The organism is Neobacillus sp. SAB-20_R2A, from assembly GCF_049568635.1.
Taxonomy (GTDB): Bacteria; Bacillota; Bacilli; order Bacillales; family Cytobacillaceae; genus Neobacillus; species Neobacillus citreus.
This window is the reverse complement of the sequence record NZ_CP145895.1, coordinates 3,158,302-3,179,733: the sequence shown is the minus strand read 5'-3', so window position 1 is coordinate 3,179,733 and position 21,432 is coordinate 3,158,302. Positions and strand designations below refer to the sequence as shown.

General features: G+C 37.3%; 28 protein-coding genes and 2 pseudogenes. 15 read left to right on the top strand and 15 right to left on the bottom strand.

Translation table 11 applies throughout. The features are described from left to right. Position 1 precedes the first annotated feature (1 nt). The 3 genes from rbsC (at position 2) to V5M37_RS15515 (ending at position 3,065) form a co-directional block, all read left to right on the top strand. A complete protein-coding gene (gene rbsC, locus V5M37_RS15525; protein ID WP_423798083.1) occupies positions 2-973 on the top strand; it encodes a ribose ABC transporter permease RbsC in 972 nt (323 codons plus the stop codon). Positions 974-987: 14 nt separating this feature from the next. Further along, positions 988-1,905, top strand: coding sequence for a ribose ABC transporter substrate-binding protein RbsB (rbsB, locus tag V5M37_RS15520; protein WP_423798082.1), 918 nt, complete (start codon positions 988-990; stop codon positions 1,903-1,905). A 701-nt stretch (positions 1,906-2,606) separates the two neighbouring features. Beyond that, positions 2,607-3,065, top strand: coding sequence for a DinB family protein (locus tag V5M37_RS15515; protein WP_423798081.1), 459 nt, complete (start codon positions 2,607-2,609; stop codon positions 3,063-3,065). Positions 3,066-3,380: 315 nt separating this feature from the next. On the opposite strand, the gene V5M37_RS15510 is transcribed toward V5M37_RS15515, so the two are convergent. Further along, positions 3,381-4,298, bottom strand: a complete 918-nt coding sequence (locus V5M37_RS15510) for an AraC family transcriptional regulator N-terminal domain-containing protein (RefSeq protein ID WP_423798080.1) — start codon at positions 4,296-4,298, stop codon at positions 3,381-3,383. Between the two features lie 198 nt (positions 4,299-4,496). Between V5M37_RS15510 and V5M37_RS15505 the strand changes: the two genes are divergently transcribed. After that, entirely contained in the window at positions 4,497-5,480 is a 984-nt protein-coding gene (locus V5M37_RS15505; protein ID WP_423798079.1) for an aldo/keto reductase, read from the top strand. Positions 5,481-5,501: 21 nt separating this feature from the next. After that, on the top strand, positions 5,502-6,353 hold the full coding sequence (locus V5M37_RS15500) for an aldo/keto reductase (protein WP_423798078.1): 852 nt from the start codon (positions 5,502-5,504) through the stop codon (positions 6,351-6,353). Between the two features lie 166 nt (positions 6,354-6,519). Here the strand turns inward: V5M37_RS15500 and V5M37_RS15495 are convergent, their stop codons facing one another. Beyond that, complete coding sequence (locus V5M37_RS15495) at positions 6,520-6,675, bottom strand: hypothetical protein (RefSeq protein WP_423798077.1); 156 nt, start codon at positions 6,673-6,675, stop codon at positions 6,520-6,522. A gap of 314 nt (positions 6,676-6,989) precedes the next feature. On the opposite strand from V5M37_RS15495, the gene V5M37_RS15490 reads away from it, so the two are divergent. From V5M37_RS15490 to V5M37_RS15480, 3 genes are all read left to right on the top strand, one after another. Further along, positions 6,990-7,559, top strand: coding sequence for a dihydrofolate reductase family protein (locus V5M37_RS15490; protein ID WP_423798076.1), 570 nt, complete (start codon positions 6,990-6,992; stop codon positions 7,557-7,559). A 360-nt stretch (positions 7,560-7,919) separates the two neighbouring features. Further along, positions 7,920-8,366, top strand: a complete 447-nt coding sequence (locus tag V5M37_RS15485) for a MarR family winged helix-turn-helix transcriptional regulator (RefSeq protein WP_423798075.1) — start codon at positions 7,920-7,922, stop codon at positions 8,364-8,366. Positions 8,367-8,469: 103 nt separating this feature from the next. After that, on the top strand, positions 8,470-9,204 hold the full coding sequence (locus V5M37_RS15480; RefSeq protein WP_423798074.1) for a glucose 1-dehydrogenase: 735 nt from the start codon (positions 8,470-8,472) through the stop codon (positions 9,202-9,204). A 102-nt stretch (positions 9,205-9,306) separates the two neighbouring features. Here the strand turns inward: V5M37_RS15480 and V5M37_RS15475 are convergent. From V5M37_RS15475 to V5M37_RS15460, 4 genes and pseudogenes are all read right to left on the bottom strand, one after another. Beyond that, a pseudogene (locus V5M37_RS15475) lies at positions 9,307-9,818 on the bottom strand (GNAT family N-acetyltransferase). Positions 9,819-10,041: 223 nt separating this feature from the next. Further along, the gene (locus tag V5M37_RS15470) at positions 10,042-10,248 is read right to left on the bottom strand and encodes a hypothetical protein (protein ID WP_423798073.1); all 207 of its coding nucleotides are present in this window, start codon (positions 10,246-10,248) and stop codon (positions 10,042-10,044) included. A 635-nt stretch (positions 10,249-10,883) separates the two neighbouring features. After that, on the bottom strand, positions 10,884-11,078 hold the full coding sequence (locus V5M37_RS15465; protein WP_423798072.1) for a hypothetical protein: 195 nt from the start codon (positions 11,076-11,078) through the stop codon (positions 10,884-10,886). 152 nt (positions 11,079-11,230) lie between these two features. Next, the gene (locus V5M37_RS15460) at positions 11,231-11,401 is read right to left on the bottom strand and encodes an SPW repeat protein (protein WP_423798071.1); all 171 of its coding nucleotides are present in this window, start codon (positions 11,399-11,401) and stop codon (positions 11,231-11,233) included. A 192-nt stretch (positions 11,402-11,593) separates the two neighbouring features. Here V5M37_RS15460 and V5M37_RS15455 point away from each other — a divergent pair, with 192 nt between their 5' ends. Beyond that, on the top strand, positions 11,594-12,031 hold the full coding sequence (locus V5M37_RS15455; protein WP_423798070.1) for a MerR family transcriptional regulator: 438 nt from the start codon (positions 11,594-11,596) through the stop codon (positions 12,029-12,031). Positions 12,032-12,235: 204 nt separating this feature from the next. Further along, a complete protein-coding gene (locus tag V5M37_RS15450; protein ID WP_423798069.1) occupies positions 12,236-12,562 on the top strand; it encodes a YciI family protein in 327 nt (108 codons plus the stop codon). Between the two features lie 170 nt (positions 12,563-12,732). On the opposite strand, the gene V5M37_RS15445 is transcribed toward V5M37_RS15450, so the two are convergent. From V5M37_RS15445 to V5M37_RS15420, 6 genes are all read right to left on the bottom strand, one after another. Continuing rightward, a complete protein-coding gene (locus V5M37_RS15445) occupies positions 12,733-12,855 on the bottom strand; it encodes an anti-repressor SinI family protein (protein WP_423798068.1) in 123 nt (40 codons plus the stop codon). Positions 12,856-13,046: 191 nt separating this feature from the next. Further along, entirely contained in the window at positions 13,047-13,184 is a 138-nt protein-coding gene (locus V5M37_RS15440) for an anti-repressor SinI family protein (RefSeq protein ID WP_423798067.1), read from the bottom strand. Positions 13,185-13,585: 401 nt separating this feature from the next. After that, positions 13,586-13,810 (bottom strand): hypothetical protein, encoded by a 225-nt coding sequence (locus V5M37_RS15435; protein WP_423798066.1) that lies wholly within the window; start codon positions 13,808-13,810, stop codon positions 13,586-13,588. A 159-nt stretch (positions 13,811-13,969) separates the two neighbouring features. Next, the gene (locus V5M37_RS15430) at positions 13,970-14,188 is read right to left on the bottom strand and encodes a hypothetical protein (protein ID WP_423798065.1); all 219 of its coding nucleotides are present in this window, start codon (positions 14,186-14,188) and stop codon (positions 13,970-13,972) included. A gap of 87 nt (positions 14,189-14,275) precedes the next feature. Beyond that, on the bottom strand, positions 14,276-14,488 hold the full coding sequence (locus V5M37_RS15425; RefSeq protein ID WP_423798064.1) for a hypothetical protein: 213 nt from the start codon (positions 14,486-14,488) through the stop codon (positions 14,276-14,278). 14 nt (positions 14,489-14,502) lie between these two features. Beyond that, positions 14,503-14,841 (bottom strand): hypothetical protein, encoded by a 339-nt coding sequence (locus V5M37_RS15420; RefSeq protein ID WP_423798063.1) that lies wholly within the window; start codon positions 14,839-14,841, stop codon positions 14,503-14,505. Between the two features lie 238 nt (positions 14,842-15,079). On the opposite strand from V5M37_RS15420, the gene V5M37_RS15415 reads away from it, so the two are divergent. After that, positions 15,080-15,586 (top strand): hypothetical protein, encoded by a 507-nt coding sequence (locus V5M37_RS15415; RefSeq protein WP_423798062.1) that lies wholly within the window; start codon positions 15,080-15,082, stop codon positions 15,584-15,586. A gap of 187 nt (positions 15,587-15,773) precedes the next feature. Here the strand turns inward: V5M37_RS15415 and V5M37_RS15410 are convergent, their stop codons facing one another. Further along, positions 15,774-16,370, bottom strand: coding sequence for an undecaprenyl-diphosphatase (locus V5M37_RS15410; protein ID WP_423798061.1), 597 nt, complete (start codon positions 16,368-16,370; stop codon positions 15,774-15,776). A 175-nt stretch (positions 16,371-16,545) separates the two neighbouring features. On the opposite strand from V5M37_RS15410, the pseudogene V5M37_RS15405 reads away from it, so the two are divergent. From V5M37_RS15405 to V5M37_RS15395, 3 genes and pseudogenes are all read left to right on the top strand, one after another. Beyond that, positions 16,546-16,620 (top strand): annotated as a pseudogene (locus tag V5M37_RS15405) (MarR family transcriptional regulator); the annotation flags it as partial. 71 nt (positions 16,621-16,691) lie between these two features. Then, the gene (locus V5M37_RS15400) at positions 16,692-16,877 is read left to right on the top strand and encodes a DUF2187 family protein (RefSeq protein ID WP_423798060.1); all 186 of its coding nucleotides are present in this window, start codon (positions 16,692-16,694) and stop codon (positions 16,875-16,877) included. A gap of 288 nt (positions 16,878-17,165) precedes the next feature. Continuing rightward, positions 17,166-18,128: an aldo/keto reductase gene (locus tag V5M37_RS15395; protein WP_423798059.1), complete on the top strand. Its 963-nt coding sequence runs from the start codon at positions 17,166-17,168 to the stop codon at positions 18,126-18,128. A gap of 113 nt (positions 18,129-18,241) precedes the next feature. Here the strand turns inward: V5M37_RS15395 and V5M37_RS15390 are convergent, their stop codons facing one another. Continuing rightward, positions 18,242-19,366, bottom strand: coding sequence for an NADH:flavin oxidoreductase (locus V5M37_RS15390; RefSeq protein ID WP_423798058.1), 1,125 nt, complete (start codon positions 19,364-19,366; stop codon positions 18,242-18,244). Positions 19,367-19,921: 555 nt separating this feature from the next. Then, positions 19,922-20,812, bottom strand: coding sequence for a LysR family transcriptional regulator (locus V5M37_RS15385; RefSeq protein ID WP_423798057.1), 891 nt, complete (start codon positions 20,810-20,812; stop codon positions 19,922-19,924). 131 nt (positions 20,813-20,943) lie between these two features. On the opposite strand from V5M37_RS15385, the gene V5M37_RS15380 reads away from it, so the two are divergent. Continuing rightward, complete coding sequence (locus V5M37_RS15380; RefSeq protein ID WP_423798056.1) at positions 20,944-21,387, top strand: lipocalin-like domain-containing protein; 444 nt, start codon at positions 20,944-20,946, stop codon at positions 21,385-21,387. Positions 21,388-21,432: the final 45 nt, after the last annotated feature.

Below are 21,432 nucleotides of genomic sequence, written 5' to 3'. Positions count from 1 at the left end.
GATGAACGCAATCAATGAAACTGCTAAAGCCGGCAAGGGGAAATTCTTGAATACGGTGACACAAAAGCTTGGGCCGCTGCTCGGACTTATTATCTTATTTGTGATTGTTTCAGTACTAAACCCAAGTTTCCTAGAACCTTTAAATATATTAAATTTATTGCGCCAAGTCGCGATTAATGCGCTGATTGCTTTTGGGATGACGTTTGTTATTTTAACAGGGGGCATTGATTTATCTGTGGGGTCGATTCTTGCATTAGGCAGTGCTTTAACGGCAGGGATGATTGTCTATGGTCTTGACCCAATCTTAGCGATTATCATCGGCTGTTTACTCGGCGGCATCATGGGAATCGTGAATGGTCTCCTAATTACAAAAGGAAAAATGGCCCCATTCATTGCCACTTTGGCAACGATGACGGTTTTTAGAGGGTTAACACTTGTTTATACAAAAGGGAATCCAATCACAGGGCTTGGCGATAATTATTTATTCCAGTTATTTGGCCGAGGATATTTCATGGGAATACCTGTTCCAGCTGTAACGATGATTATCATGTTTGTAATATTGTATATTATTCTTCATAAAACACCATTTGGACGAAAAACATATGCAATTGGCGGCAATGAAAAGGCGGCTATTATTTCAGGTATTAAAGTGTCCAATGTTAAGGTAATGATTTACGGTCTGACTGGTTTATTGTCTGCACTGGCAGGGGCCATTTTAACATCACGGTTGAATTCCGCACAGCCGACAGCAGGTACGTCTTATGAATTGGACGCCATTGCGGCGGTCGTATTAGGCGGGACAAGCTTATCAGGCGGTAAGGGAAGAATTTTTGGAACGCTGATAGGTGCCTTAATTATTGGTACGTTAAACAACGGCTTGAATCTTTTAGGTGTATCTTCCTTCTATCAAATGGTAGTAAAAGGGATTGTTATCGCCATCGCTGTCTTACTTGACCGGAAGAAATCAGCATAAGGAGCGGACTTTTCATGAAAAAATTAGCTGTATTACTCATATCACTGTCACTATTGCTTTTGGGCGCCTGTTCGATGCAGCCTCCTGAGTGGGCAAAGCCGGCGAAAAAATCGGATTTAAAAGATATTAAGATTGGTTTATCTGTTTCAACCTTAAATAACCCATTCTTCGTTTCACTAAGAGATGGTGTCCAAAAAGAGGCAAAGGCATTAGGAGTACAGGTAAAAGTAGTCGATGCGCAGAATGACTCTGCTAAACAAATTAATGACGTTGAGGATTTAATTCAGCAGGGTGTTGACCTCTTGTTGATTAACCCAACCGATTCAGCAGCGATCTCCACAGCTGTTCAATCTGCTAACACGATCGGAATTCCGGTGGTTACCCTCGACCGTTCGGCAGAAAAAGGGAAGGTTGCCACATTAGTAGCTTCCGATAATATAAAGGGCGGGGAAATGGCCGCAGACTATATTGTCAAGAAGCTTGGAGAAAATGTTCAAGTAGCTGAACTTGAAGGTGTGCCAGGTGCGTCTGCAACACGTGAAAGAGGAAAAGGTTTCCATAATATTGCGGATCAGAAATTAAAAGTAACAGCAAAACAATCTGCTGATTTCGATCGTACCAAGGGATTAACCGTTATGGAAAACCTGCTTCAAGCAAACCCTGATATTAAGGCAGTCTTTGCTCATAATGATGAAATGGCACTCGGTGCTATTGAAGCGATCAATAGTTCTGGTAAAGACATCATGGTCATTGGCTTTGACGGTAACGACGACGCCCTAAATGCAATCAAAGCAGGAAAAATGGAAGCAACCGTTGCACAGCAGCCAGATTTAATCGGAAAGCTTGCGATTGACGCAGGTATAGACGTACTCAAAGGGAAGAAAGTTCCTAAAAACATCCCTGCTCCACTCAAACTTGTCACAAAAGAATAAACAAAATTAAGGCACGGGGCGGTTCCCGTGCCTTTGAAGCATGGGGACGGTTCTCGTGCTTCAATGATTGCTAAACTGGTGAAGAAGCGGGGTACAGTTCGAGACCACTGAAAAAAACTCTTTAGTTCACCTTATTAAGGACAAAACTACCCCGGCTTGGGGTGAAAATGTCTTTAATCCGGCTTATTAAAGACAAAACTGCCTCGGTTTAAGGTGAAAATGTCTTTAATAAAGCATCTATTTTTCCTGTGAGCGCAAGAAAAGTGAGGCATAGGTAAAAAATAAGCCACCTATTTTGCCTGTGATCCTTAGTAAAGTAGTAATTCAGCTTCTAAAGGGATTATTTTTCAGCGGTGTCGGACGGTTCTCGACCTTCAAAGATTACCAGTTTGGGAAGAGATTACGCTCTTCTAGGATTAGGAGAAAATTTTGATTGCGCACGTAAAAAAGAAGGCCCCCACCATAAGGATGAGCCGTTCTCTTTTGGAGTACCCACATAGGAAGACGCATATATAAAAACAAGTATAAAAGCAGTGGATTTCACACACGAAATCGCACTGCTTTTAGCATTATTAAGAGGGGTTGAATAGTAAAATTAGAAATGAACCCTATTGCACTAACGGCAGTTTAGTTTAAGAAGGGATATTAATGTCTTTTGATGAATATTGTTTTTTAGTTACATATTGAAGGAGTGAAGGCGTGTGGAGGATATAATTAATGCAATAAACTACTGGGTACAAACATTACCGAAGGTATATAACTCAATGGCAGAAACAGAGATATCAAATCGCCCATTACCAAATAAATGGTCCAAAAAAGAGATTTTAGGACATCTATGCGACTCTGCAATAAATAATATTAATAGGTTTATAAAGATTCAGTATGAAGAACAACCATTTGTTATCCAATCATATAATCAAGACCAATGGGTTATATTTCAGAATTATCAAGAAAGACCACTTGAGGAGATATTAAATCTATTTTTGGCACTAAATAAGCAAATCATAAATATTATATCGAATATTCCAAAAGAGAGATTATCAAATCTTTGTGATATAGGAAATAATCAACAAGAAACATTAGAGTGGCTCGTAAAAGATTATCTTAAACATATGGAACATCATATTAACAACCAAATCCTTATTAAAGATAATGCCTAATATTGATACTGCTTCGGGTGCTTATGTTTAATAAGAAATTTTAATGACGACAGGGAAACTGTCGTTTTTTAGTTATCAATTAGCAAGTCTATTCGCAGTGCAATTAGCAGAGCATAATAAAAATTATGCTTCTGCAAATTCACCTTCTATTTACAATGTTAATTTTGTTATGAAGATTGTCATAAACCTTATCAAATCAACTAAATAGCAGAGTGAATTCTTATGCGAATTTCTCTGCTATTTTAGCTGTTTTTATATGTGTTTTTATTCCTGCAGGTACTCCAAAAGAGAACGGCATACCATAAGGTAGGGGATTCATAGGTTTATCGTTTTGTCACGCTTATCTCTTAACCGCTTTACATCTTCTATAGGCGGTAAACCAAACATACGCGAATATTCGCGGCTGAATTGGGATGGACTTTCATATCCAACCCGGAAGGCAACATCTGCTGCATCGGCTGATTCGGCTAATAACAGGCTCCGAGCTTCTTGAAGTCTCAGTTGTTTTTGGAATTGAATCGGGCTCATTGCTGTTACCTCTTTAAAATGCCGATGTAGTGAAGAAACACTCATATTTGCTATTTCCGCAAGTTCCTCGATTTTAAAAGACATCTCATAGTTATTCAAGATATGTTCAATCACGTCACTGATTTGATTGGTGGAACTTCCTTCAATTGCTATTTGTTGTAGCATTCCTCCATGTTCTCCTTGCAGCACTCTATAAATGATTTCTTTTCTAATTAAAGGAGCAAGGACAGGGATATCCTTTGGGGTATCTAGGAGGCGAGCTAATCTAGTTACTGCGTCTAACAGAGAAGGCTCTATTTTGCTGACATACATTCCTCGTTTAGGATTTTCCTTCTTTTCCACTCCCATTTGGAATTCACGTAACACTTCTAATATTTCACTCGGTGTAAATTCAAGTTTTAATGCCAGATAAGGAACTTCGGAAGAGGCCTCTGTGACTTGTCCGGTAATTGGCAGGTTGACGGATGCGACCAGATAATCAGCAGGGCCGTACTGAAAACGTTCCTGTGATAACAAAACCTCTTTCATCCCTTGAACAATAATGCATAAGGAAGGCTTGTAAACTCCATAGTTTGGTCCAGTTTCATTAGAGTAACGCGAGAAAAATAAAGTAGGAATAGCAGTCATTTGAGTACCGTCGTGTCCAGTGTAACCCTCTATGATTTTGGTGAGCTCAACTCTTTGTCTATATAATTGTTCAAACATAGTATTCTCCCTTGGTTTCTTCATACGTGATGGTCCCATTATAAGGCTAATTTACTTTCTGCGTAAATGGTTGTGAGAGGATTATGCAATCATTTGACAGGATTGTGATACCAGGCGTGATTTCAACTGTTGCATAATGAGGATACGAGTTAAAAGACATTTATGAATCATTCTACAAAAAGGAAAGGAAGATAAATTATGCAAAAGCGTAAGTTAGGAAATAGCGGCTTAGAAGTTTCTGCTATAGGTCTTGGCTGTATGGGAATGAGTCATGGCTATGGTCCGGCATCGGACAAAAAAGAGATGATTTCGCTGATTCATGCAGCCATTAATCGAGGCGTTACTTTCTTCGACACTGCCGAAGTTTATGGTCCATATGTGAATGAGGAATTGGTTGGTGAAGCTATTAAGCCTTTCAAAGGTAAAGTGGCCATTGCCACTAAATTCGGTATCCAAATGGAAAATGGCAAGCAGGTGCTTGACAGCAACCCAGAGACTATCAGGCAATCAGTTGAAGGCTCGCTAAATCGCCTAAAAGTTGACACCATTGACCTCTACTATCAGCATCGGGTTGATCCAAATGTCCCGATTGAGGAAGTTGCCGGAGTTGTACAAGAGTTAATCAAGGAAGGTAAGGTTAAGCATTGGGGGCTTTCTGAAGCAGGGGTACAAACAATTCGCCGCGCGCACGCGGTTCAGCCAGTCACCGCCATTCAAAGCGAATACTCCATGATGTGGAGAAGTCCTGAAGAACAACTGCTGCCTACCCTTGAAGAACTTGGAATCGGCTTTGTGCCGTTCAGTCCTCTGGGCAAGGGCTTCCTTACCGGAAAAATTGATAAAAATGCAACATTCGTTAGCTCCGATTTTCGCAGTATTGTTCCTCGCTTCAAACCGGAAAATATCGAAGCGAATCAGATATTGGTCGAACTGATAAAGAAGATTGCAGTCGGGAAAGATGCAACTCCTGCTCAAATCTCACTAGCATGGGTACTTGCTCAGAAGCCATGGATTGTTCCAATTCCAGGTACAAGGAAACTAGAACGTCTGGAAGAGAATCTTGGGGCAGCGGAAGTTGAGTTGACTCATGAAGAACTGAATGATTTGAACGATGCACTATCAAAGATTGAAATTTCGGGTGAGCGCTACCCGGCAGAATACGCAAACAGAGTGGGAAAATAAAGGACAAAGGAGAAATTTTTCATGCAAAAAGTTATTTTAAACAATGGTGTTGAAATGCCGATACTCGGTTTTGGTGTTTTTCAAATTCAAGATGAAAATGAATGTGAACAAGCTGTTTATGACGCTATTTTGGCAGGCTATCGTCTGATTGATACCGCTGCCTCTTATCTAAATGAAGAAGCGGTCGGCAGAGCTATTAAGCGGAGTGGTGTGCCAAGAGAGGAATTGTTTATTACTACGAAATTATGGGTTCAGGATACAGGCTATGAACGCACAAAGAAAGCATTTGAAAGATCTCTGGAAAGACTGCAATTGGATTATTTGGATTTGTACTTAATTCATCAGCCATATGGCGATGTTTACGGTTCATGGCGTGCGATGGAAGAATTGTACCGCGAGGGAAAGATTAGAGCAATTGGAGTCAGCAACTTCTATCCGGATCGTTTGACCGATCTCCTTATTCATAATGAAGTAGTTCCTGCTGTAAACCAAATTGAAACGCACCCTTTCTGTCAGCAAATAGAAAGTGCTAAATTGATGAAGGAGAACAATGTTCAAATCGAGTCTTGGGGACCGTTTGCTGAAGGAAAAAATAACCTGTTCCAAAACGAAATTTTAGCATCAATAGCCGAGAAGCATAATAAATCCGTTGCTCAGGTGGTTTTACGATGGTTAACACAAAGAGGCGTCGTTGCGATTCCAAAGTCTGTTCGTAAGGAAAGAATCATCGAAAACTTTAATATCTTTGACTTTGAATTGAGCTATGATGATATGGAGAAAATTGCTGCACTAGACACGAAGGAAAGCTTGTTCTTTTCTCACAGGGATCCTGAAATGGTGAAATGGCTCGGTACGCGAAAACTTGATATATAAAATTCTTTATCTTCTTGCTTTATTTCTGTAATACATTTAAACGATAGCCAGCCAGTTTAGCTAACTGGCTGGCGTTGTTTTTTAAGAGTTTCTGCAGCGGTTCGTTTTCTTTGGAAAAGAAAAGACTATTTTTTTTTATAAATGGATAATAGTCAGGAACTGTTACTTAAACTTCATCCTCTCGCTCCGTGACTACTTTTTCCTCGCCACATCGGTTACATACGAACCAAGTCGCAATATATCCCCATCCATCAGGTCTCTGATTTGTTTCTTCATAAACATGACCTTTTAATTTACAGGTGATTTTCGCTAAAATACTCACCATAAAAACCTCCTTCAATTAAAAGTTGATTTCTTGTTTTTTTATCTCTATGCTGCAATGGTTGTCATCGTTGTTTTAAGTTTTTATTACTATCATTACAAAGAATTAATTGATCTGGCTTAAGTTAAGGCTGCTGGGGGACAAAGGGAAAGTTGAGCTAAATTACATTTCACTTAAATCCAATATCTGTTAATATCAAAATACACATTAGTTATAACTTTAATGTATTTCCGCCGTTACCAGACAATATGTCCAAGGGAAGGTCGTGGCACGAAAAAAAAATTCCGGCAGTCATTTTAAAGGGAGGAAGAGGTATGTCCAATACCGAAGTGACCAGAAAAATACTATTAGATTTAGCCGTTACGTTAGATGGTTTTATTGAAGGGAAAAATGGGGAAATTGATTGGTGCATCATGGATTCTGAGATGGGGTTTATTGATTTCTTACATCAAATTGATACGATTCTGTATGGAAGAAAAAGCTACGATTTATGGGGACAATTTACTCCAGATATTGAAGATTCTGATGCCGATAAAGAAATTTGGGAGTTAGTTCATAGCAAAGAGAAATACGTGTTTTCCAGAACGCAAATAGGGACTGATAATAAAGCCATCTTCATTAACGATCATATTCAAGAAGAAGTCAATAAATTAAAGAATAAGCCCGGCAAAGACATCTGGTTATATGGCGGGGCAAGTCTTATTACGACTTTTATCAATTTAGGGCTTGTTGATGAATTTAGATTATCGGTTCACCCTGTTATTTTGGGAGAAGGAAAACCGTTGTTTATTGATATTAAACAGAGGTTGAATTTAAAACTGGTTGATACAAGGACGTTCTCCTCTGGCGTTGTACAACTAATCTATCATTTGAATAGGAATTAATCATATTGAATATGTTGACCAGCTGGACAAATCTTTGTGGAACACATTGCTAACAAAGCTGTAATCTAGCTGGTAAACACACCGGGACGGTCCTATTGTCTCAATAATTGGTGCAAAGGTACCGGAGTTGAAGGAGTATTATTAATCAACCATCAAATCCCTAATCGCCACAAAGTTACAAGGTTACAATGAATTTTAGTTTACATATAAACATTTTGAATTTATAATGTTTACAGGTAAACGTTTTAATGTTTATTTTATGTATCCTTAGCTTCCAGATTCAAAAAAATATAATACAGGTCAAACTTTCATGGGTAGATGGGGGGTTGATCCAAATACGTAAGCTAGAAGGGGTTTTAAATGGACAGTTATAATAATATTTTCAATCTTACACATATGATTCAACAGATAACCAATGAAAATATTGTTCGATTTACTAATGAATTTTCTTATCCCATTGGTATATCTACAATTGTTGTTTTAGCTGAAATAGAAGCTAGTGGACCTTTAAAACAAATTGATTTAACAGAGTCATTGGGATATTCAAAAAGTACGATCACGAATATGGCAGAAAAACTTGTTAAGCTTGATTTGATAGAAAGAACTTACGATATAAGTGATCGAAGGACGGTCTATCTCAAAATCACAGATAAAGGAATAAATGCTTTACAAGAAGCTGAAGCGATCGGAGAAAAAATTCATTCGGAATTATTTAGTATTCTTTCTGAGGAAGAACTATCAAACTACATTGAAATTCAAAAAAAATTATTAGCTAATATTTCTAGTAATAAAAAGTTATCATTTTAGTCTCATATCGTCTATTAAGGGCTATCAGAAGCCCTAAAAGTATTATCAACTAGACAAATAAATATGCGAAGCAAAAATATAGTAATGGAAGAGGAGAATCTCTATGGCTCGTTTAAAAGGAAAAGTTGCAATTATCACTGGTGCTGCCCAAGGTATGGGTGCCTCTCACGCTAGACGTTTTGTTGAAGAAGGAGCAAAAGTTGTTTTAACTGATCTAAATGAAGAAAAAGGCAGCCAGTTCGCAAGTGAATTAGGTGAAAATGCATTGTTTTTTAAACAAAATGTTACGAGTGCTGAAGATTGGGCCAACGTTGTTGCTAAGGCAGAAGAAAAATTTGGACCAGTCAATATCTTAGTAAACAACGCTGGTATTACAATGGCAAAATCAATACTAGAAACTACAGAAGAAGAATACCGTCGCATCGTGGATATCAATCAAGTATCTGTATTCTTAGGCATGAAAACAGTTATTCCATCCATGCAAAAAGCTGGTGGCGGCTCTATTGTGAACATATCTTCCATCAATGGTATTGTTGGCGGTGCTGTCGGCTATACAGATACAAAATTCGCTGTTCGCGGCATGACAAAAGCAGCTGCGATGGAATGTTCACACTATGGTATCCGTGTCAATTCTGTCCATCCAGGTGTGATTGCAACTCCGATGGTCGTGCAGGAAGATACAAAAGCGGCAGTAGAGGAATTCGCGAAACATATTCCTTTAAAAAGAGTAGCCCAGCCAGAAGAAGTGACCAACCTTGTTCTTTACTTAGCTTCTGATGAATCAAGCTACTCAACTGGTGCCGAATTTATTGTTGATGGCGGAATCACTGCAATGTAACGCATGTACGAACGGGATAGTTCAATTAGATGGTTGTGTTTTTATTAAAAATATTTTTTATAGCTAAAAAGAGAAATCCACTCCTAATTCCATTGGAGTGGATTAATTTTTATTCTTTAGGATTATTATGGCTAAAACCTGATGGTCTTCCCATTTCCCATTTATTTTAACATTGCTCTTAGAAATGCCTTCTTTTTCAAACCCCGCCTTTTCTAACACTCTAATTGAACCAATATTATGTGGCATAACACCAGCTTCAATTCTATGTAATTTAAGGGTTGAAAATACATAGTCTAATATAAGTTTTACGGCATCTGTTGCATAACCTTTACCGTTATGATTTTTGCTTAAACTGTAACCGATAATGGCACTCTGTAAAGGATCACGTAAAATGCGATAGAGTCCAATCGTTCTAATAAGTTCATCGTTATCAGTTATAAAAATCCCAAAATTGTATTAAGTATCATTTTTTGCCTTTTCTATTTAATAATCAGAAGGGCGTTTCATTGTATAGGTCTGAAAAAATTCTTGATTATTTATTTCAAACTGAAGAACATCATTAGCGCGTCATTTAATGTTAGTAATCTTACATATATATTCTGGGCCTTTAGCATAATTTTTCTCTCCATTATAAGTTTGTATTAATTTTGTATATCATTTTTAGAAATTGTAGAACGTACTTTTTGGCCTCTAATAACATTGGCTAAAAGTGTTAAATGATAATTAAATGGTTTAAAGTGCACTATTTTATTGAGACAAGTTAATAGGTGGATACCCAATGAATATGATGATATGAAAATAATTTGAAGGAAGTGCATTTTATGTATCCTAGTCATATCAATCTGTACTATAACATTCCATATAGTCAAGATGCTTATCCATCTGCCTATCCATTCCAAGCCGATTACTATTCGACCCTGGATCCAAGACAGTTTGGCGGGTTTCAACCTCCGACTGCACCACCACCAGGTCAGCATGGTCCGTCAGCCCCACCAATGGGTCATCATGATCATGAAGTTGGACCACCAACATCTCCACCGCCATCTGCTGTTCCTCAACAAACGCACCAAGCAGGAACATTTGCAGTAGATCCAGGCAGTATGATCAGATGTTTACACAGATACACGTATGTATGGTTAAGAGGCTTTGAACAATTTTGGTTCTACCCGACATTTATTGGTCGACACTCTGTTTCAGGATATCGCTGGACCGGACGTAGATGGGTTAATTTCGGAATTAGCCTAAGGCAAATTCAATCGTTTACTTGCGTTTAGGAAGCATGGGGACGGTTCTCGTGCTTCAAAGTTGAAAGACTAGGAGAATACGCTTCTTAGGATTAGGAGGAAAATTTGTTTTTTGCTCCGAAGTGGAAAAGCTTAATTTGTGTCACATATGGAGTTAAAGCCAACTTCCCATAACATGAGAGTTGGCTTTAATCATATATAATTACATGGAAAATAATGTATTATTGAGCAGCAAGCTCTTTTATGAAAGCTAACCTTGGAAAATTAAATACTAGAAACTACTTAACCCACAACATATCAAATTTTGTATTTTTTTATCTTTCATATATATAATCGGTGTTTTTAATTTTTGCTCGTCAGTTCCTAAGTATCTACACCTTTTCATTTGCAGCCACCGTTACATCATATATCGACCCGTCTGCGATTCAGTTGGAACTAAGCATGATTAAGTTTTCGCACTTCCTTGTATACTATTACTACGGAAATTGTTCCATTGTCCGAATTTGCCACTTTAACATCCACGTAATTCAATAGGTCAAGTTTACTCAAAAAATCATTAGCCTGTTCCTCGACATCACTTGGCGTACCTGTAATGATCTTTGTACATATCTTGCGGATTGTGAAGTCCATTACGCCCGCTCCTCTAATCAATTGAAATATTTTTATATGAATCAATTTATCTCTATCGCACACCTTATCGATGTATCCTCTATAAACCTTTATTACACAACAGCAGGGGAATTCCGGTTATTCCCCTCTGTTGTTGTCTGATTAAACTTCCACTAGGATTTACTGTTTTTCTGACCCGTACCTACCCAAATTGCAAGAATGAAGACGATGATTCCAAAAATGACACTATTCCACATTGCTCCTGCATTACTGGAGAAACCATACACCCAAGGAGATATGATGAGCCAGATACCAATCAAACCAGTAAGCCAAAGTTGCCACACAATCAACACCTCCATTAAAATATGACGTTGACGTCAATGTCATTAAAATATATATGACTTTCAAAAATAAATATTCACGGGCATTTACTTTTAATTAACTGGGGAATTTGGAAAATTCAGTTAAAATTATATTGGACGTTAACGTAAAATTTATTTATAATATTGCTTAACATATCAGGAGGTCAGTTTTTGATGGAGGAGTTACTGAAAATAGATGAAGTAGCAAATCAGACTGGTTTGAGTAAGCGGACTATTAGGTATTATGAAGAGTTGGGTATTTTACCTTCCCCAGAACGCAGCGGGGGAGGAACAAGGCTTTATAAACAGGAGCATGTTAAGTTCTTAAAGCGTATTACAGTCGCCAAAGAGGTTCTGGGGTTTACGTTACAAGAACTTCAGGAATTCCTATCACTCACGGAAATGTTAGAAAGTCAAAAAGAAGAATATAAAAAGGTATCTGATCCATTAGAACAAAAGGCAAAATTGACTGAAATCATTAAAATCCTCGATGGCGAACTCGAGATAATTGAACAAAAGATTAGGAAAATACATAGTGTCCAAACGGAGCTAGTGACTCTAAGGGAACGTGCACGAGCGTTGATTGAACTAAAGAATAATGAAAAACACTAAGAGGGCTGCCCGTTATGGCAGCCCTCTTAGTTTAAAAGTAGCTTAGATCTTCTTTATGTAATCATCCCCAAATGTTAATCATAAGAATGAGGTCGATCAAACTCCTCCTTCCGTGTTAATTGGTTTTGGAAGGAACTTATGGGATAATGAAATCCAACATTGTGTTGGTGGAAATACACATTCAGCTTGAAGGAGGGATTCAAAATGACGAACAACACTTCAAATAATAATCTGGGGAAATTGCACTATATGTTAAAGTCTACCCCGCCAAGAGTTTCTTTTCATCAGGACATGACCGAAGAAGAAAGGAATATCATGCTGCATCACATCGACTATTGGACGGACAAGCAGAATCAAGGCATTGCTTTAGTTTTCGGACCCGTTCTAAATCCATCAGCCCCACATGGCCTGGCGATTATTGAAGTCGAGAATGAGGAGCAAGTCCCAAAACTTATCGCAGAAGATCCCGCTGTTGTTGCAGGAATAATGACAACGGAATTTTATCCGATGAAAGCGATTATAAAGAAATAATATAATCTCCTTATGGTTAAGCCTCCGTTTTTTGTTCTGAAGGGCGTAAGAGTATGGATCACTTGCAGGTGGTCCTTTTTTGTTGAACTAATAGGGAGGGAAATAGCTGAGGTGATAAATGTGAAGGTATTGAATGTACGATAAAAGCAAAAAAAGACCTTATTTACAGGTCAGAGGACAATCTTTAAAAAATTTCTTATTTCATCTGCAGTAATTCCTATATTTAGTGCTTCTAAGATGAGGTCTACCCATTCACTATCTATTTCTTCTTCAGCAGAAAGTATTGTTTCCATAAAGCCTCCTACAAAATTTGGTATTAGATAAAATCGTCTAGACCTATAGCTTTGTATCCCGTTGGTTACTTTTTACTGATTAAAGCTTTAAAGTCTCATAAGAAAATATTAATACAAAACTTGTATGTAAAAAATGGAAAAAAAACCAAAAATTTCGACAGCCTATTAATATTTTATCATGATAAACTCACCTAAGATTTTTGGTTTTTTCTTTTCTCCTTTTCTTTTTCTAAAAAAATCTTAAAATCTTCTTTTGTAATATTAGATTTCATTGCTTCTTTTACTAACTCAATCCATTCTTTTGGGAGATCGTACTCGTTTTTTTTCATATTTACCCCTCCGTTGTTGGAAATTCGAGAATTCATAAGAAAAACTACTCTCAATATATTTTTCGTAACATAATGGTTATTTTATGTGGTATCAAAGATAATGAAAAGTAAATGAAAAATACGTAATAGAAAATTCATGTGACTATCAATTGTGAAGTTAATGTACTTGATAATGCTCTTCAAGAAGTTCATTTTCAGCTATTATTTGCTGGTAATACGAATGTGGGCCTTTTTGAATAAACCAGAAATCGCTTATTTCTTGAAGTGATGGGAGAGGGGTGCTGTATAATAGTAAAAAAGTATCAATTCCTCGTAATTGTTAATAACGATGAAGGAGGTGTGATACTTTGGCTAAAGATGTACTTTGTGAAGGCTATTGCAAGTTTTAATCCATTCACCTTCTATTTTGTTTTAGTAAAGATTTTTCCATTATTTAACTCACACCAATCTGATAATTCGTCATACGTTTCCTTATTTCCGTATTTTTGAAAAAATGCTTCCTTATTTTCGAATGCTTCCATATCACCATTTTCTAGTAATGTGATCATTTGATAAGGATTTAATTTAAAAACCTGGGAAACAGCTATTAATTCACCTATATGGATATTGTCCGCTACATTTTCCATCATTTCCGCTCCTTTTACAAATAAAGATACGTTATGTAAAGAGAAGATCCATACGAGCCCTCAATGACATAAACTCGTAGGGTGCTTAGAATATAAGATATAAATTTAACATTTGACCTCTTCAAGATTTTGAAGAGGCCTTTATCTTGTGCACTTTGGTCAATACTCGTCATCGCTATACATTGCAGCTATAAACTCATGAAGTTTATCCTCTTCATAATCGCTTAATTCCCTCATGGGGATGACTGTTTGATGTTGAGGGTCACGCCCACGTATTTCAGCGACTAATTTCTCATCTAGAAATACGTTAAAAGCGGGTTCATTTTCATGAGAAGGTTGAATTGGTTCTTTACGAAAATTCGGTTTTTGTTCAGTCATAATGAACTCCTTTTCTTACAAAAGTTATTTCTTTCCCCTCATTATCACCCAATCTTCTTTCTTTATGTAATTGAAGTATAAGCCAAATTATAAAGTATCAAATGATTTAGCCTTACTAATTCGATCTGAAATTAAATAAATCACAATGTAGATAGGAAATGAATAAAAAACACTCCATTTTATTTCAGTGTAAAAGCCTAACCACATAAATATTGGTTCCCCAATAAAAGCAGTTAGTGCAGCAAAGATAACGGCTTTTAAAAAAGGATTTGTCTCATGTTTGAACTGCAGACTGAGCATAAGGGATACTGGAATTAACGGAAAATCCCAGGGGAAAAAGGTTGGAATCGTATCGTAGGTAATAATCTCCCCGAATAATGCCAAAGACCAAATATAATTCCTAAAAAATCTAACCAAGAGGCCACAATTATGCCAAAAGCTCCAGCTAACAGTAATCTTGCCTCACTACCACGTTTCCGAATTAGAAACCATATCAACCAAGGAATAATAGCTAAGGCTAAAGATAACCAAAACTCTTTATGCCATAATGTATGTTCTTTCCAATAATAAAAATAGTCTACTTGTACTTGATGAATTCTTTCATAAAATTCCTCAGAATTATTAATTTCATCTTTACTAATCAATCTAGGCATATAATTCACCCTTAGGATACTTAGTCGCTCTAGGCAAAAATAACTTATGATGCACACCTAAGGTATATTGTTTCCTGCATAATAAAAAATGAAGCATGGGGACGGTTCTCGTGCTTCAAAAATATAAATAATATTTATTTACTAAATGAACGGTAGCCAGAGTAACATTTTATCCTTTATAACGTCTTAAAATTTAAAGTGAAAATAGGTGAGACTATTTCAGCAAGGGAGGGGTAAATTGAGTAAAAAAATTTATATTGTCACTTTTTTTTTATTGGTTGTGGTTATTGCAGGAGTTGTTGGAAAGCAATATGATTATCTATATCTGGCAAATAAGATAAATGTTAACGGATTAGAATTATTTATGAAAGAAAAGGATGTTATTGAGTTATTTGGAGACGAGGATACTGAAGTCTCTTATTGTATGGGGTGTGGGCCTAATTTGTATTATCAGAATTTGGGTATATTTGCTCGGCTTTCAGAGACCAAACAATATGTAAAAGACATCAAAATCACAAATCCGAAATATGACATATTAGGCATTAAACCAAATCAAAAGATAACTAAAGCTCAAAACCTTTTAAAGGATATGGGATTTAAATTAATAGATAGAGACCCTATAAGGCAATCATATCAATATCAAAAAAAGAAATTAACTTTCGAAATGATTATAGACAAACAAGGAGTTATAAAAAGCGTTCAAGTGGTATATCAAGTAAAACAAGATAACAATATTATTTATTAACTAACGAGGATCCAGTTCATGAACCCTACTATTGTTAAATGAGCTGCTGCACATACCATAGATTTAAAATAAGGAACCCAAGTGATTTCACTTGGGTTTTTTGATGTGAAAATATTATTATTTGTGCGGTGAATCCCTCGCAATTTGATATTTCGTACTTCACAGGTAAACCCGTTATTAACAAAATTTAGTGTTTTATTATGGATTTAATGTTTTCCTTTTTAGTCGTTTTCTGTACAAGAGGGACTCGTTTATATATGTTTATAATAGCATTCGCAATCGGTTCAAGAAGTGGGCTCAGTTTGTAAACAACGGTACTAATGACTAACGAAACGATCATACTTCCTAAGATATCAAATGGATAATGATGGCCCACATAGATTCTGGAGATGCCTGTTAAGAAGGCGAACAATAGCATGCCGATTCCAATTTTTCGATGAACGAAAAGGACTGCTAGTGCTAAGGCGAAGGCTCCAGTTGTATGGTCACTTGGGAATGAGGAGTCCGCTGCATGGTTAACTATTAAATTGACGTGGTGGGTAACAAACGGCCGCGGTTCAAAATAGAGATGACCGATAATGAAGTTGATGAATAATCCCAAGGCACCGGTAATCGCAGCGTAAACAACCGTTTTCTTATACTGATCTGTCCCTAAAAACCAAATGAAAAGCAAAACAATCGCATAGATGATTAATGCGTAGTTCGTCACACCAGCCATCAGTCCATCCAAAAATGGGTGGTGACCTGCTGATTGATTTATGGATTTAAAAAGATTGTAATTCATATAAATCTCCTTTTCTTTGGAAAAAATCGCACTTGCTTTTGACCCTATGAGGGTACCTTAACTATAAAAAAGAAATCTAAACAGGCAATGAAAAAAACATTAAGAATCGATTAAAAAATTACTGTGAGCCCCAAAATCTGATTGTATCGTGATAGAAATACCGAGAGACAATAAAGATAAGTTAGCTGAGATGACAAAAGTAGATCGAACAACCGCAGCGCGTTCAAGAAAAAAACTTGAAATGAATGGACCAGACTTCTTTTTTTAAAAGATAATGCATTTTTTTATCTTTGCTGAAAATAATAAGTTCAGGGTGATAAAATGGCAACTGCTAAAATCGGGGACAATATTTCATTTAAGCGTGACGGGGAAAGCCATGAAGGAATTGTAAAGGTTGTAAGAGAAAATTCTGTTATTGTTGAGTACGGATATAATAAACAAAAAGACGAACCAATTACAACCATAGTCAATCATAAAAATTATAAAATCACTAAGTCAACTGAATGAAAAATTGCACTTAAATTAACTGGTGCTTTCGTAAAGATGGGATGGCTCTGCGGCTCTCCCATTTTCTTATTGTGTTAACGGTTAGTTTAGGAGTGTGTTATTATATTTACTCAACAAATCTAATTGAATATTGAAAAATAGTCACTAGTAAATTTTCGTAGAGACAATATAGGTATTGGCGGGAAGCTTCATTCAGGTATGTAATATTGGAACAAGCAAATCTCTTGTGAAAACGGAAACAATAGGAAATAATTAGAACATTCAAAGCAGGGAATGGAGTGAAACGTAATGAAATTCGTAAAATTGCAAAATGAGAAAATCCCTCCGATCGCCCTTGGTACCTGGTCTTGGGGCACTGGTGCAAATGGGGGGGATGCGGTTTTTGGAAATTTTATTTCAGAAACGGACTTAAAGCCGATATTTGACGCGGCGATGGCTGCCGGATTCAATTTATGGGATACAGCGGCTGTTTATGGGATGAACGCTTCGGAGAATATTTTGGGAAGTTTCATTAAAGGCAGGGAGGATGTGCTAATCTCCACTAAATTTACTCCACGAATGGCAGGAGACATTGACAACGCTGTTGAGGAACACTTAAACGGAAGCCTAAACCGGCTCGGCGTAAATCATGCTGATATTTATTGGATACACAGCCCGGAAGATGTGCAAAGATGGACACCAAAACTTATCCCTTTAATGAAAAGTGGAAAAGTAAAACATGCAGGGGTTTCCAATCATAATCTCGACGAAATTAAATTGGCGGCCAGCATCTTGGCGGAAGAAGGACTGAAAATTTCAGCTGTCCAAAACCATTACAGCTTGCTTTACCGTTCCTCTGAAGAAGCCGGTATTATTGATTACTGTAATGAAAATAATATCGTTTTCTTTTCTTATATGGTATTGGAACAAGGTGCATTGACTGACAAATACAATCCGAAAAACCCTTTGCCCAGTGGCACCAGAAGGGGCGATGCATTTAATCCAGACGTACTTGCCAAAATCGGAAGCTTAATGGAAGTAATGAGAGAAATCGGCAGCAAACATCATGCATCAACTGCACAAATTGCTACTGCTTGGTCCATTGCAAAAGGAACAGTACCGATTATTGGTGTAACGAAAATCTCCCATATTGAGGATGTTATAAAAGCGGCCGAGGTCAATTTGACTGCCCAGGAAATCTTTGAACTTGAAAAAGCGGCAAAGGAAACGGGCGTTGAGGTCAAAGGCGCGTGGGAAAAGCCAATGCATTAACATAAAATGAGTACTATACTTAGTTTTGAAACAAAGGGGGCCGTAACTGGCCACCCTTTGTTATATTTCTGTATTAGTTGCAGCCTAATAAAACGCACGGTTCTTGATTGTAGTTAAATCAGCTGTTTCTCGGATTCCTTCGTATAATGCACTACTTGATCGAGGTTGCCATTTTTGAGTTTTACTGCCCATTCTGGATCAGCTAGCACAGCACGGCCGACGGCTACATAGTCAAATTCGCCTGCTTTGATTTTTTCATCTATAATTCCGAGATTGTCAACAATTGTTACATTATCATTATCCTGATTGCTCAGATAGGCGCGGTTAATACCAACAGAACCAACCGCAATCGTTGGCTTTTTAGTAATTCGTTTCGTCCAGCCTGCCAAGCCCAATGATGGATCTTCATCTTTAAATTCAGGTTCCCATATTCGTCTTGTAGAGCAGTGGAAAATATCGACGCCAGCTTCAACCAAAGGGGTGAGCAATTGTTCAAGTTCAGTAGAGTTATTCGCTAATTTAGCTTGATAATCGGTTCCTTTCCATTGTGAAAAACGTAAGACAATTGGAAAATCAGGCCCGACTGCTTTCCGGCAAGCACGAACAATATCTGCCGCGAATTTTGTCCGCTCTCCTAGATTCCCACCATACTCATCTGTCCGCTTGTTCGTTAATTCCCAAAAAAATTGATCAATTAAGTAGCCATGCGCTCCATGCAATTCAATTCCGTCAAAGCCGATACGCTTCGCATTTGCTGCAGCTTCGGCGTATGCATTAATCATTTCCGTGACTTCTTCTTTTGTTAGAGCCTTTATTTTCTCATTTCTTTGGCCTCTTAAAGTATATCCAGACGGGCTAACAGGAGGTGCGTCAATATTTGGTTCACTTCCTGCTTTCCGTGCGGCACCTACATGCCATAATTGTGGAATGATTTTGCCACCTGCTTCATGTACTTCCTTCACTACATTTGCCCAGCCATTTAAAGCGTCCTCACCATAAAAACGGGGGATATCGGGGCTCACTACTGCAGCTGGGTGGTTGATCGCTGTTCCTTCAGTTATGATGAGTCCAATCCCATTCTCTGCACGTTTGCGGTAATATTGTGCAACGTTTTCCCCTGGGATACCTTCTGGTGAAAACATTCTTGTCATTGGGGCCATCACTAACCGGCTTGCTAACTTGTCATTTCCAAATGGTACAGATTGAAACAATGTATGACCTGCGTACTTCTGATCCAAGGCTGGCACTTCCTTCTATTTATTGTTTAATCTTGTTTCCTCTATTCTACCAATTACTCTATATAAATATAAACCTATAAGTCTTATGTTTTTATAATTTTCAAAAAAAGTACTTAGTAAATAGCGCTATATCAACACAAATTATTTTTGAGTGATAGTAAAATAAGCGAAGATTTTTCCGTTAGATGTAGAATAGGGTTCATTCCGGCGTAAATAAGGGAAGGTTTTCCGCTTAAACAAAGCAAAATCCCCAATACTGAAGTTTTTTCAGTCAATAGGGGAAATTTCTTCGCCTATTTAAGTTATTTTTAATTTTATTTACTAACTAAGGGAAATTCCTACGCTTATTTACTTTAGTATCAAATGAACACAACTTACGGTTCTTTAGCCAGATAAAGAAAATTTTAAAAAAGGCTTAGAGAGACATTTTCATCTCAAAGCCTTATGGACTTTGCAATATACTATGATTTGTGTTGTGAAAATTATGTGATTTACTATGTGGTTGGGTTTGTGATTTACCGTTTAGCACCTCACAAGTAAAGCAAAAAGTTCGACTTACCGCTCTAAAGCCATTTTTAAAAACTCTATCCAAGTCCGTGTCGCATAGGATAGATAACTATCTTTTCTCCAAGCTATTCCTAAATGCCAATTTATTTGTGGTTCAATCAGAGGCAACATTTTTAATTGTAAATGCTGGTGATCCATTTCATTAAAATGGCTTTGCGGTAGTATGGTTATTCCTTGATTAAGCGATACCATTTCCATCATAAAATTCCATTGTGAGGTTTCACAGATAATAGAGGGTTCAAAGCCTAGTCTTCTGCATTCCTCTAAAATCGTATCATGGATTGTAAAACCTTCACGATAGATGATAAAGTTTTCATTAATCAAATCCTCCCACTTGATGCTTTCATTTTTAGCCAAAGGATGATTTTGATTAACTAGAATACGTAAGTCTCCTTCTAAAAAAGGGAAGAACTCAAATACATCCAGATCGATGGGGTAGGGCATTACCACCAAATCCAGCTCTCCCTGCATTAATGCTTTTTGTAGATTGGCAGCACCATCCTCCACAAATCGAACACGAATCTCAGGAAATAGCTTGTGAAATTCAGCAATCATTTTAGAGAGAAGTTTCGTTCCCAGCATGGGGAAGATCCCAATCTTCACATAACCCTTCTGACTATTCTTTGTATCATCTAATTCCTGATAAAACTGTTTTACTAGTTGGTGCATTTGCTGTCCATATTGGAAAAGAAGCGCACCTGCATCTGTCAGTTCTAGTTTTCGAGTTGTACGGATTAACAGCTTTACGTCTAATTCCTCTTCTAAATCTTTAATCACATTGCTGATATTTGGCTGGGATGTATATAAAGCCTCTGCCGCTTTTGAAAAACTAGCGTGCTTCACGACTTCGGAAAAGTATTGTAATTGTTTTAGCTCCATGGTTTCACCCTATTTATAATGATTTCTAATAAATTCTATAATATATATGTATTTAACTTATAAGTATAAACAATTTAAACTATACAAGTAAAGCATACTAAAAAAGACAATTAGGAGGATTAAATTCACTAATGGAAAAAACATTAAAAGAAATAGTAATAGGGATTTGGAGCCTCGTTTCTTATGAAGTGGAAGATAAAGATGGGAACATTACATACCCAATGGGAAGTGAGTGTACAGGTTTTATTATGTACCACCCAGAAGGGTATATGTCTGCGCAAATGATGAGTCCTGGACGGCCAAAGTATGCATCGGGCGCACTTCATAAAGGGACGCAAGAAGAAATGGCTGCAGCGGCAGAAGGCTATCTTGCTTATGCTGGTCCATTTGAAGTGGATGAAGAAAATAACATTGTCACTCATCATATGTCTGTCAGTATGAATCCAACATGGCTGGGGGATACGCAGCCACGTTATGTCAAGCTGAATGGGGACCTGCTTGAAATTGCTAGCCCGCCGATAATTGTAGATGGAAAAGAGCAAAATACGAAGTTGGTTTGGAAAAAAATAAAGTAGTTATTGAAAACAAGGGGCCAAGGTAGATTTTTAAACATAGGGGGA